This is a genomic window from Chitinophaga sp. CC14, from assembly GCF_048957795.1.
GTDB lineage: Bacteria > Bacteroidota > Bacteroidia > Chitinophagales > Chitinophagaceae > Chitinophaga > Chitinophaga ginsengisegetis.
Genome location: NZ_JARBFY010000001.1, coordinates 1,701,567 through 1,716,198, shown reverse-complemented (window position 1 = coordinate 1,716,198; position 14,632 = coordinate 1,701,567). Strand labels below are relative to the sequence as shown.

General features: G+C 45.1%; 9 protein-coding genes. 6 read left to right on the top strand and 3 right to left on the bottom strand.

Features of this window, described 5'->3' with window-relative positions; genetic code table 11:
• Nucleotides 1–9: 9 nt before the first annotated feature.
• The 4 genes from murC (at nucleotide 10) to ftsZ (ending at nucleotide 5,879) form a co-directional block, all read left to right on the top strand.
• On the top strand, nucleotides 10–1,377 hold the full coding sequence (gene murC / locus PV783_RS07210) for a UDP-N-acetylmuramate--L-alanine ligase (protein ID WP_336387442.1): 1,368 nt from the start codon (nucleotides 10–12) through the stop codon (nucleotides 1,375–1,377).
• Nucleotides 1,378–1,388: 11 nt separating this feature from the next.
• Nucleotides 1,389–2,471 carry a cell division protein FtsQ/DivIB gene (locus PV783_RS07205; RefSeq protein WP_143313550.1) on the top strand — a complete coding sequence of 361 codons (1,083 nt, stop codon included), beginning with the start codon at nucleotides 1,389–1,391 and terminating at the stop codon, nucleotides 2,469–2,471.
• Complete coding sequence (gene ftsA, locus PV783_RS07200) at nucleotides 2,468–3,871, top strand: cell division protein FtsA (RefSeq protein ID WP_079469400.1); 1,404 nt, start codon at nucleotides 2,468–2,470, stop codon at nucleotides 3,869–3,871. Before PV783_RS07205 ends, ftsA begins: the two co-directional genes overlap by 4 nt.
• A gap of 175 nt (nucleotides 3,872–4,046) precedes the next feature.
• Nucleotides 4,047–5,879 carry a cell division protein FtsZ gene (gene ftsZ / locus PV783_RS07195; RefSeq protein WP_079469401.1) on the top strand — a complete coding sequence of 611 codons (1,833 nt, stop codon included), beginning with the start codon at nucleotides 4,047–4,049 and terminating at the stop codon, nucleotides 5,877–5,879.
• 85 nt (nucleotides 5,880–5,964) lie between these two features.
• Here the strand turns inward: ftsZ and PV783_RS07190 are convergent, their stop codons facing one another.
• From PV783_RS07190 to PV783_RS07180, 3 genes are all read right to left on the bottom strand, one after another.
• Nucleotides 5,965–7,722 (bottom strand): glycoside hydrolase domain-containing protein, encoded by a 1,758-nt coding sequence (locus PV783_RS07190; RefSeq protein WP_420987525.1) that lies wholly within the window; start codon nucleotides 7,720–7,722, stop codon nucleotides 5,965–5,967.
• A 180-nt stretch (nucleotides 7,723–7,902) separates the two neighbouring features.
• Nucleotides 7,903–9,855, bottom strand: coding sequence for a KUP/HAK/KT family potassium transporter (locus PV783_RS07185; protein ID WP_420987524.1), 1,953 nt, complete (start codon nucleotides 9,853–9,855; stop codon nucleotides 7,903–7,905).
• A gap of 157 nt (nucleotides 9,856–10,012) precedes the next feature.
• Nucleotides 10,013–11,569 (bottom strand): OmpA family protein, encoded by a 1,557-nt coding sequence (locus PV783_RS07180; protein WP_420987523.1) that lies wholly within the window; start codon nucleotides 11,567–11,569, stop codon nucleotides 10,013–10,015.
• A 314-nt stretch (nucleotides 11,570–11,883) separates the two neighbouring features.
• Between PV783_RS07180 and PV783_RS07175 the strand changes: the two genes are divergently transcribed.
• Nucleotides 11,884–12,849 carry a polyprenyl synthetase family protein gene (locus PV783_RS07175; RefSeq protein ID WP_079469404.1) on the top strand — a complete coding sequence of 322 codons (966 nt, stop codon included), beginning with the start codon at nucleotides 11,884–11,886 and terminating at the stop codon, nucleotides 12,847–12,849.
• A gap of 63 nt (nucleotides 12,850–12,912) precedes the next feature.
• Nucleotides 12,913–14,625 carry a single-stranded-DNA-specific exonuclease RecJ gene (recJ, locus tag PV783_RS07170; protein ID WP_420987522.1) on the top strand — a complete coding sequence of 571 codons (1,713 nt, stop codon included), beginning with the start codon at nucleotides 12,913–12,915 and terminating at the stop codon, nucleotides 14,623–14,625.
• The last annotated feature ends 7 nt before the right edge of the window (nucleotides 14,626–14,632 follow it).

The window sequence follows — 14,632 nt, the reverse complement described above, 5'->3', positions numbered from 1 at the left end:
GAAGAATATATGGATTTGAACAACATACAAAGAGTTTATTTCATCGGTATCGGTGGTATTGGCATGAGCGCCATTGCACGCTTCTTCAATGAGAAAGGCGTGCAGGTAAGCGGTTATGACCGTACCTCCACAGCGCTCACAAAGCAGCTGGAAGCAGAAGGTATGCAAATCCATTATACAGACGATATTAATTTAATTGACAAAACCGCCAACCTGGTGGTGTACACGCCGGCCATTCCAGCTACCCACACAGAGTTGCAGTGGTTGCGCGATAACGGTTACGAAGTAGTAAAGCGCAGTGATGTGCTGCAGGAAATTACCCGTTCCCTGTTTGCCATCACCGTGGCAGGCACACATGGTAAAACCACCGTTTCCACCATGATCGCTCACCTGCTCACCGACAGTGGTTACGGCTGTAACGCTTTCCTGGGTGGTATCAGCGTGAACTATAATAAAAATTTCTGGAGCAGCGATAAGTCCGTAGCAGTAATTGAAGCAGATGAATATGACCGTTCTTTCCTGAAATTAAGTCCGGATATCGCGGTGCTGACTGCCATGGATGCAGATCACCTGGATATTTACGGCACTCCGGAAGCAATGGAAGATGCTTTTATTGAGTACACGCACAATATTAAGCCAAATGGCACGCTGATTGCCAGGTTCGGCCTGCATCGCAATAAAGAGCTCAATGCAACAAACAAGTTGTTGTACAGTTTGCAAAACGATGCTGCCAATGCTTACGCTGCCAACATCCGCATGATCAACGGCGGATACGAGTTTGATGTAATGCAGCAGGACTGGATGATCGATAATATCGCGATGCACATTGGCGGTATGCACAACGTGGAAAACGCAGTTGCTGCTATCACGGTAGCACATCTGCTGGGAATAGATGCCGGTAAGATCCGCGCTGCCATTGCCAGTTTCAAAGGGATCAAACGGAGATTTGAATATGTGGTAAAAACAGATCAGCAGGTATATATCGATGATTATGCACACCATCCGGAAGAATTGCGCGCATTGATCACCAGTGCGAAAGCGTTGTTTCCAGGAAAAAAATGCACCGTTATTTTTCAGCCGCACTTATTTACCCGTACGCGCGACCTCGCGGATGGCTTTGCAGAAAGCCTTTCCCTGGCAGACGAGGTGATACTGCTGCCTATCTATCCGGCGCGCGAGTTGCCGATAGCAGGAGTTACCAGCGAAATGATTGCAGATAAAATAACAGTACCTGTAAAGATTTTACCGAAAGAAGAAGTAGTGGAATACCTGGGCAAACAGGACGTACCATTATTAATCACGGCCGGCGCGGGAGATATCGACCAGTTAAAAGAACCGGTGGCTCATCTTCTTAAAAACAAAATAACACAACATTAAAAATAAAAAGCTTGTCTAAAACTACCACAATATTAAAACGACTGGGTGTCGCCGTTCTCTGGGGAATGGTGCTCACAGGCTTTGTAGTATTGCTGGTGGCGGCTATACAGGACAAGGATGCCGGTAAATGTAAAAGTATACAGGTAAAATTTGAGGGGAAAGATGATAACTTTTTTATTGAATCAAAGGATATAAAATCTTTGATCACGAAAGATAAAAATCTAAACCCGATCGGCAAAAGTATTGCCGATATCAATATCGCAGAGCTGGAATCCGTTGTAGACCAGGATCCCTGGGTAAAAAATGCAGAGATCTATTTTGATAACGGCCAGCAGCTGAACATCAAAGTAACACAACGCGAACCGGTGGCGAGGGTATTTACTTTTTCCGGTAACAGTTTTTACCTCGACGGCGCCGGCGAACATATACCGGTATCCAGTCGTTATGCAGCCAGGGTGCCCGTGTTCACAGGCTTTCCTACGGATGCGGAAAAGCTGCAGAAACCCGACAGCCTGTTAGCAGCGCAAATCGTGGACATGGGTATTTACATTGGTAATGATCCCTTCTGGATGGCACAGGTAGAGCAACTCATGATCACGGACGACCGCAGGTTTGAGTTCATACCGAAACTGGGAGACCAGGTGATTGCATTCGGAGAAGGTATAGACATAGAAAAAAAATTCACCAAACTGCTGGCTTTTTATAAGGAAGGATTGAACAAAGTAGGCTGGAATAATTATACACGCATCAACATCGCATTTGAAAACGAAGTGGTGTGTACCCGTAAGGACGGCGTTGTTCCATTGCAACCAGTAATCAAAACGGATAGTTTGAAACTGGCCGATGCAGATGAACCGCCGATAGCGGACAGCGAAGATTCAACAACGGCAGCACCGGCAATAGCAAAGCCGGTACATACCGAACCTGCCAAACCGGTGGCAAAACCGGTACACGCAGCGAAAGAAAAGGCTAAACCGCAGAAAGAAAAGGTGAAGAAAGCAAAAGCAGCTGCGCCGGCCAAACAACAACCTAAAGCAGTGTATAAGCCAGGGAATAAATCTGTTAACACATCAAAAAAACAAAAAACGCCATGAATCAGGAAGCTCCCATCATTGTAGGACTCGACATTGGTACTACGAAGATTGCTGCCATTGCAGGACGGAAGAATGAATACGGGAAACTGGAAATCCTGGGATTCGGAAAAGCTACATCGTTTGGTGTACAGCACGGTATGGTGCTGAACATTGACCAAACCATTAAAGCTATCAGGCAAGCACTCGAGAATTGTTATGCGTCCAACCCCAACCTGGAAATTAACGAGGTATATGTTGGTATAGCCGGTCATCATATAAAAAGTTTGCAAACCCGTGGAGATATTGTACGCAATGACACTGATGCGGAAATATCCCAGAAAGATATTGACCAGCTGATCAACGATCAGTACAAAACAGTTATTCCCGCGAGTGATCAGATCATCGATGTGATTCCGCAGCAATATATAGTGGACAGTCTGCAGAACATTACTTACCCGATCGGTATGTCCGGGGTAAAGGTGGGTGCGAACTTCCATATTATTACCGGCGACAAAAACGCCATCCGTAACATTAACCGCAGCGTGGAAAAATCCGGTCTTAAAATACGCGACCTGGTACTCCAGCCACTGGCTTCTGCTGCAGCGGTTATGTGCGATATGGATTTTGAAGCAGGTGTAGCCATTGTGGATATTGGTGGTGGTACCACCGACCTGGCAGTATTTTATGAAGGTATATTGAAACACACGGCCGTTATTCCGTACGGTGGTGAAAACATTACCAACGACATCAAGAACGGCCTGGGTGTATTGAAAACACAGGCAGAACAGATGAAAGTACAGTTCGGTTACGCCCTGGCGGATGAAGCCAAAACAAATGCCTATATCACGATCCCCGGATTAAGAGGTCAGAGCCCCAAAGAGATCTCCGTGAAGAACCTGGCACACATCATCCAGGCGCGCATGAGTGAAATACTCGATTTCGTGGTATATCATCTCAAGCAGATCGGTATGGATAATAAAATGCTGAATGGCGGTATCATCCTTACTGGTGGCGGATCCCAACTGAAACATCTCATACAGCTGACAGAATACACCACCGGTGCAAGCGCCCGTATAGGATTCCCCAACGAGCACCTCGCAAGCGGCCACATAGATGAATTAACCAAACCTATGTATGCTACCTGCGTGGGCCTGATCCTGAAAGGCTACAACGATTTCGAAAATGATCGTAAAGCACTGGAAGAAAATTATGTAAAAATTAATACCAGCTATCTGGCCAAAGAACAGGCTGCTCAGTCGGTGGCTCCACCCGAAGACTGGATAGAAGAAGAAACCCCCAGCAGTCAGGAAATACAGGACCGGAAAGCAAAAGAAAGAAACGCCTCATTGAAAAACTTCCTGGACAAAATGAAAACAAAAATCATTGATATGTTCACGGAAGAAGAAGATGCAAAACTTTAAAAGTTAAATGGCGCAATTGTTGCAAAAAGCAAACGTTTAATATAATAAGAATTAAGAACGATAATTAATAATGACAGGACAAATGAACCATAGTAATAACATACAAGCATATACGCACTTAATTCTTAATAGTTCATTATTAATTATTCGTACTAACCCATAAAAGTATAGAGTCATGATACATTTTGATCTTCCTAAGGAAAAATCTTCTATCATCAAAGTCATCGGTATCGGTGGCGGTGGAAGTAATGCGGTGAATCATATGTATAGCCAGCGCATTGACGGGGTAAATTTCATTATTTGCAATACCGATGCACAAGCTATTGCTAATAGCCCGGTTCCTAATAAAATACAGTTGGGCCCGCACCTGACACAGGGACTTGGCGCCGGTGCAAATCCTGAAATCGGGAAACAGGCGACGGAAGAATCCTTTGAAGAAATCAAAAAAATACTGGAGGTGAATACCAAAATGGCCTTCATTACTGCCGGTATGGGCGGTGGCACCGGAACCGGTGGCGCTCCTATTATCGCCAAAATATGTAAGGAACTTGGTATTCTGACTGTTGGTATTGTTACCACTCCGTTTTCTTACGAAGGTAAAAAGAGAATGCTGCAGGCTGATGAAGGCGTTAGTCGTCTGAAAGAGTATGTAGATACCCTGCTGATTATCTCCAATGATAAATTACGTCAGAAATTCGGCGATCTGAAGTTCAAGGCTGCCTTTGAAAAAGCAGATAACGTGCTGGCTACCGCCGCCAAATGTATTACCGATGTAATCAATTCTACCGGTCAGATCAACGTGGATTTCGCCGACGTTTGTACCGTTATGCGTAACGGTGGTGTAGCGATCCTCGGTGCTGCACTGGCTGAAGGCGAAAACCGCGCACAAAGGGCTATCGAAGATGCATTAACTTCCCCGCTGCTGAACGACAACGATATACGCGGTGCGAAATGGATCCTCATCAATATCTCTTCTTCTGAAGGTGAATTTGAACACACCCTCGATGAAATGGATATCATCCAGGCATATGTACAAAGCCAGGCTGGTGAAGATTGCGACGTGATCCTCGGTGTGGGCTACGATCAAACACTGGACAGGCAACTGGGTGTAACCATCATTGCTACCGGTTTTGAACAGAAACCCATTACACAGCAGAAAATCACACCCTCCAACCCGGAGCGCGTAGAACCTAAAATTGTAATGCAGTTAGGTAAAGATGGTGATGAAAAAAAGATGAGTGTGCAACAGGCACAAGGCACCTTATTCCAGGAGCCACAAGACCTGATGGCCCCGCGCCTGATGGAACCTGTAGTAAGTCATCCTGAGCCCGTAATGGCTTACACACCGCCACAGCCTCAACAACAGGCGCCTATTGCTCCTGCGCGTCAAAACTATGTGCTGAACATACAACAGGTACCACCTGCACAGCCACAACAACCTGACCCGCAGCAGATACAACAACAAATTCAACAGGCGCAACAGCAACAGATGCAGCAAATGCAACAACAGCCAGTGCCGCAACCTGTTCAGCAAATACCGCCTGCACATACACAACAGCCTGGTGTAAATATCATTCAGCCGCAAACTGGTAACGCAGCCGGAGGATATTTAAACAGACCTGCACATATTTACGTGGAACCAGGTACACCTGCTCCCGAAATGAAAATGGTATATAAAGAGGAAGAAGAAAGTGCGGTAAACGTACCTCCTGCTCCTCCGGAAGTGCCTATGCAACAGGCTTACGAAGATCTGGAAGAACAGAAACGCAAACAGGCAGAAAGAGTAGCCAAATTACGCAGCATCAGTTTCAATGTGAAAAACATGGACAATAACGCGGAACTGGAAAACGTACCTGCTTACCTGCGCAGAAATGTGAACCTGGATAATGGCGCCGGCTCTGCTGAACACTTCTACTCCAACTACACGGTGAGTGGTGATCAGGGCCCTAATAATCATACAGAAATCAATACGATCAATACCTTTTTAGATGGGAAAAAGCCCGATTGATGAACACATTTGATTGTTTTTTAGTTGTGTTAAAAAAAAATCCTCCGGTTCCCCGGAGGATTTTTTTTATGATGCCATTGTTCAATCAGAACCCGTTTAATTCCTGTTTGGCTGCATTCAGTATTTGTGCGGCCGGCGTGGTTTTCAGCGTTTCTTCCTCGAAAGGCTTTAATAAATTGTCCAGCTTACTCAAGCCCGCGGCGTTACCACTTTTTGCAAATGCTTCCCGCAGTATTCTTATCTTTTCATAATCCTGTATCCCTTCTATCAATCTCTCATAACGGATAGAAGATCTCGGTCCCGGATATACGAAATACGTGTCTCCTGCCGACCAGGTACGGAAACGCGAATCATGCAGCGGATCAGCTACCCAGCAGTTGAAAGCCCAGCGCAAATACCCGTTATATCCTTTGTTCGCAGCATGCCAACCCATAAAGGCTGATTCTGCCGGCGGCGAAAAAGTAAAGGTATTCGGGAATCCTTCTGTGCAGCAGGTGTAAAAAGTAGTCGGCAACCCTTTCTCTAAACGGGTTTTCATAATGTTTGCCGGGAAAGCTTCTCTCAGTGCAATACAGTAGTCGTGTATTTCATTGGCCAGTGGTTCGTGATAACTGCCTGCCAGTGATAATTTGAAGTCGCTACTCGCACTACGGATCACTTTCAGGGTTTGCAGCATGTCTTCCATTGGTCTTTCATCCATAGCGATAGCTGTAATATTAAACCAGCCCTTTGCCTTCAGGTGTTTTACAAAATCAGTCAGCATAGGTTGCCAGTGCTTTGTATACTCCGCTGAACCAGGCTTGGCTACAATGAAAGTATCTTTTGCAGCTGCCTCATCATAATAATAAAATTTGAGGTTCCATGGAATCATGCTATAGCAGTTGATTTCCTTCCGGATACCCTGATCCATCATAAACTGCACCCATTTATCAAAGATGCTGTAGTCGTATGCCCAGCCGCCATTTTTCTTCTTTGTCCATTTTACCATTGTGCCGTAGATGTCCTCGGTCTGGCTGTTCCAGGGATCATAAATGATAGTGGCCGTGATCACTTTCTGACCCGCATTTGCCAGCATTTTCATATAAGGCTTCATGGCTTCGAAGTGCGCATTACTCCAGGGTTTTACGCCATATACACGCGCTATTGCATAAGGACTTTGCCACAGATCAAGATGAAATTGCCAGTCTTTCGGAGCAGGCAGGGTATGATCCAGTACAGTTACTTCAAAAGGCATGTCCACTGCGGTAGCACCGGATTTCACACTCACCGCGCCTTTATATGTACCGGCTGGTGTATTCGCCGGCACCTGAACGCTTAGCCACACCGGCTGGGTAGTACTGGCGGCGATGGTGCTTTTATTAATGATATCAATACCATCTGCCACAAGCGAAGAGTCAAAATCTTTCGGATTACGGTACCCGCAGCCACCACCGTCTTTATTCAAACCATCTGTGAGTACATATCTCACAAAACCGGTGGTCACTGCTGAAGCTGCAATTTTGTTGCCTTTACCGTCTTGTAATGCGGATGCCTGGATGCTTACTTCCCGTTGTGCAGCGGCAGACCATATCACCAGTTGTGTATGGACCTTTTCACCTTTCCAGGCTTTCGTTTCCCAGGCAGGCGTTAAACCGCTGTTATCAGGTGCATTTCTTTTTTCATAACGGGTATCTGCAGTACCGAATGCAACGTGAAGCCTGGTGTCATTAACAGCCGCCCAGGAAGCTTTATTAACGGGTTTGGGATCGGGCAGGTCCCTGTAGCCAGCGGCAGGAGACATTTGCGCCCATACGTTTTGTTGCAGTGCCAGCATTACCAGCACGCCAAAAAATTTGTTCACCATACTAAAATTTAGCGTTTTCAGATATTAGAATAACGTGATTTGTTCACTCATCACCGTAATCCGGAAACCTCAATATCTATAAAAAAAGTGGATTTTTTCCTTTTAAGAGGATGACCGGTTATATATAAAACAGAAAAGCCGGATCGTGTGTGATCCGGCTTTTCCTGTTAAAGATGTATATCAATGTACAATCCGCTTCAGCTGCAGATTGGTGACCGGTGCTACCACCAGTGGATATTTCTCGATGGTTACATAGCTGGAATCCAGTCCAAAACCCCTTTCTTCCGACAAACTGATCTTTTTCAGGAAGAAATACATCTTCATCACCATTCTTTCATATAAAGGCAGGTCGTTGTCGTGCGACAGGAATTTCTCCATAACGATGAACTGGAAGTCGCCTACCACATTATTCTTGCTCAGCGACTCGTAGCGGCTGGTAATATTTACTTCCTTGTTACGAACCATATCTTCTACTACCATTCTGAACATAAGATTAATACGCTGTTCCACTTTAAAGCCGAGGCGGAATTCCACACGTATTACTTCATTTGGAATGATCGTTTGCACAGAGTATTCACTCAGGTAAGGTTCATCTACCACATCTACGTGTACAAACCAGTATATATCTGCCCGTTTAGGTTTTTTATTAAGAATTGAATAGATGATCTTATGTTCTATTTCTTTCGGATTATCGGCACTGCTCATATACACCAGGTGGGTGGCGTATTTGGGAATGGAAGTGTCATTGCTCAGCTCCTGTATGATAGGCAGATAATCTTCCAGTCGCACAAATTCCACGTAACGGTTCTTGATCTTACGCGATTTGAACCATACAATCATCACCAGGAAGAGGGCGCCGGCCACAATAACTGTTACGTAACCACCATGCATGAACTTAATCACGTTAGCGAAGAGGAACGAGAATTCTATGGTAAAATAAACGATGAGATATAGCAGTATCCAGCCTACCCATACCCGCTTTGTATAAAGGTAGAAGGCGAAGAGGCAGGAGGTCATGAGCATACAGATGGTGATGGATAAGCCATAAGCCGCCTCCATATTCGACGATTCCTGGAAAATCAGCACAATGGAAACACAACCCACAAACAGCATGGTGTTGATACCGGGGATGTAGAGCTGTCCCCTTTCTTCTGTGGGGTAATTTACCCGCATTTTGGGCCACAGGTTAAGCCGCATGGCTTCTGCGATGAGGGTAAAGGAACCGGATATCAGTGCCTGGCTGGCAATTACGGAAGCCAGTGTGGCAATTAATACGCCGAAGATGATGAACCATTCCGGCATAATGGTAAAGAACGGGTTCTGATCTTTGGGCAGGATCTGACCTTTTTGGGTGAGTAACCAGGCGCCTTGTCCCAGGTAGTTCAGAATAAGACAGGTTTTAACAAAGATCCAGGACACCCTGATATTACCTTTACCGCAGTGACCGAGATCAGAATACAGGGCTTCCGCACCTGTAGTACAAAGGAACACAGCTCCCAGGATCAGGAATCCTTTAGGATAAGTAGTTAAGAGTTCAATGGCATAATGGGGGCTAAAGGCTTTGAAAATGCTCAAATCATCCGCTATATGTGAAATACCGAGGATACCAAGCATAGAAAACCACAGCACCATGATGGGACCAAACATCCGGCCGATAGAAACCGTACCGAACTGTTGCATAACAAAGAGCCCTGTAATAATGGTGAGTACTATTTTCACGATAGTCATCTGGCCCAGGTCCTTAAAGACTTCCAGGGTCCTGAGACCTTCGATGGCAGAGGTAACAGTGATGGGTGGGGTGATGATACCATCTGCGAGCAGGGCAGCGCCGCCGATCATACCAAAAATTACGGTCCATCTGGCGTGGCGTCTTACGAGTGCATAGAGTGAAAAGATCCCACCTTCCCCCTTATTATCAGCCCGTAGGGTGAGAATAACGTATTTAACGGTAGTTTGAAGAGTTAGTGTCCAGATGATACAGGAAATACCTCCGATCACCAGCAGGTCGCTGATGGGATTTCCTCCTACGATGGCTTTGAAAACATAGAGTGGAGATGTTCCGATATCGCCATAGATAATGCCAAGAGCTACTACCAGGCCTGCCAGGGATACCCTGTTGATGTTAATTCCCACGTAATAATAAGTTTATTAAAAAAGCCTCCAAAATTAGGGGTAATAATTGACACTTCAACAATATTTCGTACAGGAGTGTTTGCTTCAAAAAAAAGTCCTCTCCCGAATGAACGGGAGAGGACTTTTTTTAAGTTATCATCTTAATGAGTGATACTGATTAGTTAGCAGGAGCTAAATCAACAGTGCCAGACTCACCAGGAGTGTTTTGTTTGATGAAACGACCGCGGTCGATACCTTGTTTGTCAGCCAGGTAGTCGATTACTGAGTCAACACGACGGCTGCTCAGGTCAACACCACCTTTCTTACCTTTAGCACCTGCGTGACCGGTAACCAGTACGTTGCAGGAAGGGTTAGATTTCAGGGAAGCTGCAACAGAAGCGAGGATAGCTTCCTGATCGTTACCAATTTTGGTAGAGCTGCCTTTGAAAGAAACGCTAGGCAGAACCAGGCTTGCGCAAGGCGCAACTGGAGGATTCTTGCAGCATTCTGGATCTGGGCATTTACCAACACCATCAGCATCAACTGGCTGGCAGTAAGTAGGAGTGATCAGTTGTTTGTCTTTGTAATCAGGAACACCGTCACCGTCAGTATCTTTAGCAACACCGTGAACATCCACTGGTGCACCTGCTGGGGTGTTAGGTTCGCGATCGAATTGGTCAGTTACGCCATCGCCGTCAGCATCAGGCAGAACCGGAGCTGGAAGCTTCATGTGACGTGGGCTGCTCAGCTCGCTGTAAGCGTATTCCAGTGGGTTGATCCACCATAATGGCTGTACACGTTTAGCTGGGTTACCCAGGTTGAAGTTCAGACGTAAGCTGGTGTAAGAGTAGAAATCTTTGGAAGAACCACCGGAACCAGGAACTGCATATCCATCCAGGTATGCGTCAAATGGCATAGTGATTTTTTCTTCAATACCGATGTTGAAACGTTTAGAAACTTTAAACGCTACACCAGTACCGAGATCCAGTGCATGACGGAGTAATTGGTTGTCATCGTTACGACCGATAGAAACCCTGTTACCCTGAGAAGGAGCATTTTGCTCGTATTTATCATCTCTCAGATCTTTGATCTGTTTTCTGATATCACTGCGTTTTGCACCAAAGTTAATACCGGAATAGTTGTAGCCATTTCCGTTTGCATCCAATGCATCAACGTCAACGTCAGCCATTACGATAGAGTAACCAGCCAGTAAATACCAGTTAACCTTAGGTTCAGCTCTGTAGAACAGGATGTTGCTCAGGGAAGCAATCACGTCCAAGGACAGCTGATGGTTCTGGGATTTGTAGTTAGGAACAATCATACCACCATTTAAAGCGGCTGTTTTTGCCCAAGGATTGATACCACCTGCTGGTGAATTAGGACGCAGTTTGTAATCCTGACCCTTATCAATGGAACCGATGTACTCAGCTCTCAGGGAGAAAGTATGTCCCAATGCTTTTCTCAGGGAAACACCACCACCAAAACCTGGTTGAGGAGGAACGGTTCCGCTGATCAGGTGTAAACCACCACTAAAACCCAGTTCCCACATATCTCTCGGTTTAGCCGGGAAATTTGATTGGTGGTTCGTGAAGTTATTTTGTTGTACCATACGCTTGCTAGACACTTTGGAGCTATCCAGAGCATCGTAGCCGGTTGGTTGAACCTGTGCAAAACTAGTAGATGCTGATAGTAAACCCACAGCGCCTGCCAGTAATAAGTACTTTTTGCTTGCCATAATTGTTTTTTTTATTAAAAACTGTTAAAAATTTACTAATAACCCGTTTTTTACCTAGCAAAGGTAAATATCATAAATGAATATACAAATTTTTCTTGCAATATTATTTTCATTGATAAGTCCTTCAAAATTAGAGCTTAAATGAAAGTATTTATATACCTTAATTCCAGTTAAGTTAAAGATCTGTATACCTTGTGTTAAAGGATTCCTTAACTCGTGTTAAAGGAATGTTATACTCCATATACAAATTAAAGGCCAAAATGTTAAAATGTGATTTATAAAAGCTAGCTTAGCAATCCTTTTTTATTTAATACATGGACGATATTAAACACCTGATAGGTAAAGAATTACAGGATTTTGAAAGTAAGTTCGCAGATTCAGTAAAAAGTCATGTGCCGTTATTGGACAGGATCATGCATTATATTGTGAAGCGCAAGGGAAAGCAGATCAGGCCCATGTTTGTTTTATTATCCGCAAAACTTTTCAGTGACAATATCCAGGAAAGTACATACCGGGCAGCCGCACTGGTAGAACTGCTGCATACCGCCACCCTGGTACATGACGATGTGGTGGATGATGCCAACGAACGCCGTGGCCTCTTTTCTATTAATGCCCTCTGGAAAAATAAAATAGCCGTACTGGTTGGCGACTACCTCCTTTCAAAAGGACTGCTGCTGTCCCTTAACAATAATGATTTCCGAACTTTACAGATATTATCAGAAGCTGTTAAAGAAATGAGTGAAGGAGAACTGCTGCAGATCGAAAAAACCCGTAAGCTGAATATCAAGGAAGATATTTACTTTGAAATTATCCGCCGCAAAACCGCTTCATTACTGGCCTCCGCCTGCGCCGCCGGCGCATGGAGCAGCAGCAACGACGATCATACTACCGAACAAATGCGCCTTTTCGGCGAAAAAGTGGGCATCGCCTTTCAAATTAAAGATGACCTCTTCGATTATGGCTCCGCCAAAATCGGTAAACCAACCGGAATCGACATCCGCGAGAAAAAAATGACCCTTCCGCTTATCTATACCCTGGAACATGCTTCCACTGAAGTAAGAAGAAAGATTATTAATATAGTTAAAAACCATAATACAGAAAAGGACCGCGTAGAAGAAGTCATCCGGCTTGTAAAAGCATCCGGAGGCATTGACTATACCCGGCAAAAAATGTTTGAATACCGGGATGAAGCCCTTACCATCCTGAATAAATTCCCTGAAAACGCTGTCAGGAACGGGTTAGAATCCCTGGTGCGATTCACAACCGACAGAACATTTTAGTAAGAATAAAAAATAATGTAATATGCGGAAGAAGCGAAAAGCTTAAGCCTTTAAAATATAATAATGCAAAAACGCTGGACAGTAAAGGCATATCAACCAAATCAGGAACAGTTACTACAGTCATCATTACGCATACATCCGCTGTTATGCCGGTTACTGGTACAACGCAATGTAACCAACTATGAGGCTGCCCGGCAATTTTTTCGCCCTACACTGGAAGACCTTCACGATCCCTGGAAAATGAAGGATATGGACAAGGCCATTTCCAGGATTGAACTGGCTTTTTTTCAGCATGAAAAAATACTGATCTACGGAGATTACGATGTAGACGGCACTACCGCAGTGGCGACGGTGTACGCTTTTCTGCAAAAACTTTACAGCAATATCGAATTTTATATCCCCCACCGCTACCGCGAAGGTTACGGTATTTCCATGCAGGGCATTGAATACGCCCGGGATAACGATTTCAGCCTGATCATTGCGCTCGACTGCGGCATTAAGTCTATCGAACATATTACCACCGCAAAGGAATGGGGTATCGACTTTATAATCTGCGACCATCATTTGCCGGATGCAATACTGCCTCCCGCTGTGGCGATCCTGAATCCCAAACAACACGACTGCCCCTATCCTTATAAAGAACTGAGCGGCTGCGGAATTGGCTACAAACTGATCTGCGCCTTTGCTCAAAAACGGGGTCTTCCCCAATCGGAAGCCAATAAATTCCTGGACCTGGTGGCTACCAGTATTGCAGCCGACATCGTTCCGATGACCGGCGAAAACAGGATACTGGCCTTTCACGGTCTTATAAAAGTAAATGAAGATCCGCTGCCGGGTATCAAAGCGCTGATCACGCTCAGCGCACTGAAGGAAAAACTAACCATCGCCAACCTTGTATTTGTAATTGCCCCACGGGTAAATGCCGCCGGCAGGATGGACGATGCCCGCAAAGCAGTGAACCTCTTCATCGAAAATGATGTGGAAAAAGCCGCTGCCATCGCAGCCGTACTGCACGCCGACAATTTCGACAGAAAAGAAATCGACAGTACCATTACCCAGGAGGCCATTGTACTGCTTCAAAATGACGTAGATATTGCCCGCAGAAAATCGACCGTACTTTACCAGGCTCACTGGCATAAAGGTGTGGTTGGTATTGTGGCTTCCAGGCTAATCGATAAATATTACTACCGTCCTACTATCATTCTTACCCAATCGAATGACAAAGTAGCCGGCTCCGCCCGTTCCGTGATGGGATTCAATGTATACGAAGCCATCCATCAGTGTAAAGATCTTCTCGAAAACTACGGAGGCCATTTTTATGCAGCGGGGATGACCATGAAAACAGAAAATGTAAAGGCGTTCCAGGAACGCTTTGAAGAAGTGGTAGCACGAACCATCCACCCGGATCAACTGGTACCGGAAATAGTAATAGATACCGAAATCCATTTCACGGAAATCACAACTGCGTTTTATAATATTCTACGGCAATTCGAGCCCCTGGGACCAGACAACCTACGCCCTGTTTTTCTTGCTAAAAATCTTGTTGACAACGGTTATTCGAAGATTGTAAAAGACGACCACATTAAATTCTCTGTGAAACAGGGGAAATATGGTCCCACTATGTCCGGAATTGGCTTTTACATGGCAGAGAAATTTCCGCTGATAGCAGACAAAAAGCCCTTCGATATGGTATTTACCCTGGATGAAAATGAATGGAACGGGCAAACTTCCCTCCAGCTGAAAGTAATTGATATCAGAACAGCAGCAGTCCGATAGCTTTTAT

Excerpts from the sequence above, each read along its gene's own strand:
- PV783_RS07180 (WP_420987523.1), bottom strand. The coding sequence starts at position 11,569 with ATGGCAAGCAAAAAGTACTTATTACTGGCAGGCGCTGTGGGTTTACTA.
- ftsZ (WP_079469401.1), top strand. The coding sequence starts at position 4,047 with ATGATACATTTTGATCTTCCTAAGGAAAAATCTTCTATCATCAAAGTC.
- murC (WP_336387442.1), top strand. The coding sequence starts at position 10 with ATGGATTTGAACAACATACAAAGAGTTTATTTCATCGGTATCGGTGGT.
- PV783_RS07175 (WP_079469404.1), top strand. The coding sequence starts at position 11,884 with ATGGACGATATTAAACACCTGATAGGTAAAGAATTACAGGATTTTGAA.
- ftsA (WP_079469400.1), top strand. The coding sequence starts at position 2,468 with ATGAATCAGGAAGCTCCCATCATTGTAGGACTCGACATTGGTACTACG.
- PV783_RS07190 (WP_420987525.1), bottom strand. The coding sequence starts at position 7,722 with ATGGTGAACAAATTTTTTGGCGTGCTGGTAATGCTGGCACTGCAACAA.
- recJ (WP_420987522.1), top strand. The coding sequence starts at position 12,913 with ATGCAAAAACGCTGGACAGTAAAGGCATATCAACCAAATCAGGAACAG.